The organism is Catenibacillus scindens (assembly GCF_014202115.1).
GTDB classification, from domain to species: domain Bacteria; phylum Bacillota; class Clostridia; order Lachnospirales; family Lachnospiraceae; genus Catenibacillus; species Catenibacillus scindens.
Genome location: NZ_JACHFW010000042.1, coordinates 1 through 2,316 on the forward strand (window position 1 = coordinate 1; position 2,316 = coordinate 2,316).

3 protein-coding genes are annotated in these 2,316 nt (G+C 50.3%); all 3 read right to left on the reverse strand.

What is annotated here, in order from left to right:
• Nucleotides 1–181: 181 nt before the first annotated feature.
• The gene (locus HNP82_RS17640; protein WP_183776817.1) at nucleotides 182–358 is read right to left on the reverse strand and encodes a hypothetical protein; all 177 of its coding nucleotides are present in this window, start codon (nucleotides 356–358) and stop codon (nucleotides 182–184) included.
• Between the two features lie 366 nt (nucleotides 359–724).
• The gene (locus HNP82_RS17645) at nucleotides 725–1,198 is read right to left on the reverse strand and encodes a DUF6431 domain-containing protein (RefSeq protein WP_183776818.1); all 474 of its coding nucleotides are present in this window, start codon (nucleotides 1,196–1,198) and stop codon (nucleotides 725–727) included.
• Nucleotides 1,199–1,342: 144 nt separating this feature from the next.
• Nucleotides 1,343–2,080 (reverse strand): ATP-binding protein, encoded by a 738-nt coding sequence (locus tag HNP82_RS17650; RefSeq protein ID WP_183776820.1) that lies wholly within the window; start codon nucleotides 2,078–2,080, stop codon nucleotides 1,343–1,345.
• Nucleotides 2,081–2,316: the final 236 nt, after the last annotated feature.

Below are 2,316 nucleotides of genomic sequence, written 5' to 3' on the forward strand. Positions count from 1 at the left end.
CTTGCCGATTCCATCCTTGACCGTATCATCCCATCTGCCTATACCATGCGGATTGACGGGGATGTTTCAATGCGGCAAAGGAAAAGGATGATCAAAAACTAAATCATCCTACTGGGAGCCACGACACGGGTCATGGCTCCCACCATCGGACGAGTGGCTCTCGATAACGGATTCCATGGCTCTATTCCAGGAGATTGGGTGGCTCCGCCACCGCAGAATATTCATATAGTTCCGCGATTGTCTCCCGCAGCTGGATCCGCTTTGCGTTGTCCAGTGATCCATCCAGCAGGGGAGCGATCAGCTGGTACCGCTGCAGTGCCTGCTCTTCCTGCCACTTTATGGTTTCATTTGTTTTCATTAGCATAACCTCCTTTGCAGGGAGGGTACCACAGGGCAGTGGTGACAGCAAAACAAAGTCGGTGCAGAGCCGGGATGCTAAACAGGGACAAGAAAACCTCCGGAATTATAAATGGATATTCTTGTACGGAAGTACCGCTGTTCCGGCAATTAGGAAACCGACATTCCGGATGTCGGAAACCGGTTTAATTCTGCTTAAGTGACTTGCTCTTGAATTTGTGTCATTTGTCCAGCCCTTGCCGCATCAGCGGTGCGGAGCAGGCTTGACTAATGGTAACAAATACAAGTAACATTCTTTGAGCAGAATTAGATTGCTCTCAAGCGGTTTCCTTGTACCGGATTGCTGGTGTAACATCATCCGGAATATTCAATAAAGGAACCGGAGCAGTGTTTCCAGCCATTCCGGACGTGAACTTCGCAGCTTATCGAGCAGCGGCACCCGGGATTCCAGAAGTTCTGTGGAGAATCCCAGCAGACGGCATCCTGTTGATTTCAGATATCCGTCTATCCTGATCCGGTTGGCTTCCAGCCAGCAGTGCCAGCGGCGCATTGTCATTTCGCAGGGAAAATCTGCGGAATCCTCATCGTCTGGTGAGACGATCCCATCCAGTACACCGGAGATCACTTCGGAAGCATAGTGTTTGTATGGGACCAGACAGTCTGGGAGTTCCCGATGGAGTCTGCCGCAGTTGCTGCATTTCAGCCTCCGGATCAGGAATCTTCGCTTCATTCCGCCCTCCAGACGCATGATCCTGACACAGGAATCCCGATAGGAAAGCGGTTCCCCACAGACCGGGCAGTAGGATATGGCGCTGCTCTCAACAAAAAATATCATTTTCATGATTGCAAACAGCCACTTTCCGCGGCCAGCAGGGCCGCATTTCCCGTCCAGTCAGGGCCATATTAAGCGGTCGGCTTTAGAGATTGGCAGGGCAAGAGGGGCTCCGCCCTGCTGATCAGTATTGATCGTTGTTGTCACAGAAGGCTATGCCTTCTCAATCAGTACGGTAAATCCTGTCGTCAGCCTTCGCCGGATTCCGTCAAGCTTACCGTAACACTCCTTCTCGTCACTCAGCTGGTTTCCCCACTCATCTGGTGAATACTGACAGGTGAAGAGGGTGGAGGTTCCAAGGTCATCCCGAAGTTTTATGAGATGGTATAGGATCTTGATCCCTTCCTCGGAATACCGGCTGATAGCGAAATCATCAATGAACAACAGCTGGATCCGTGCATAGTACCTGATCCTCTTACGGTACTTATTCAGATCTTCCTGCCGGTTGAGAACGATCAGTTCGTCCAGCAGATCACTATAGTCTACAAACTTACAGCGATAGTTGCGCCTGCATGCTTCTACACAACAGGCAGACAGAAAATAGGACTTGCCAGCGCCAGTGACTCCATAGACCCCCACATTCTGCCGGTTCTCAGCAAAGTGGAATGTCAGAACCTGTTCAACAGTGGCATCATTATAGATGCGCCCGTTGCCGGTTTTCAGGTTCTCAGTTACAGCCCCTTTGTTGATCAGGCTGCTGAGCCGCAGATTTGTTTCAAACCGCTTATTGAGGGTTTCTATGTACTGAGGCTCCAGGACTTCACGAATGAACTGCAAAGCGGTATAGCTGCCGAATTCAGGGCTTTCAGACAGTTCCGCAAAGCGCTGGGCAGCCACCGGCAGAGATAGTGTGTCCAACATCTCATAGATATCGTTGGTTTCACTCTTCATAGCCGGCCTCCGTTTCCTGACGCTTCAGCAGGTTCTTAAGGGAATACTTGCTGTCGTCATCTTTGTAAGTGCCGGACACGGCTGCTGCAGCCTCTTCCTTGGTTTTGCTCTGTGGTACCGTACTCTGTGCTGGCTCCTTATATGCTAACTTTGCATGCGAGTTACACTAAAGTTCTGTTTTGAATATAAAAAGTCACGCAAAGCCTTATTTTACGCGATTTTTGCTTGCCAAACCT

Coding starts and splice junctions, on each gene's coding strand:
- HNP82_RS17645 (WP_183776818.1), bottom strand. CDS start 1,198: ATGAAAATGATATTTTTTGTTGAGAGCAGCGCCATATCCTACTGCCCG.
- HNP82_RS17650 (WP_183776820.1), bottom strand. CDS start 2,080: ATGAAGAGTGAAACCAACGATATCTATGAGATGTTGGACACACTATCT.
- HNP82_RS17640 (WP_183776817.1), bottom strand. CDS start 358: ATGAAAACAAATGAAACCATAAAGTGGCAGGAAGAGCAGGCACTGCAG.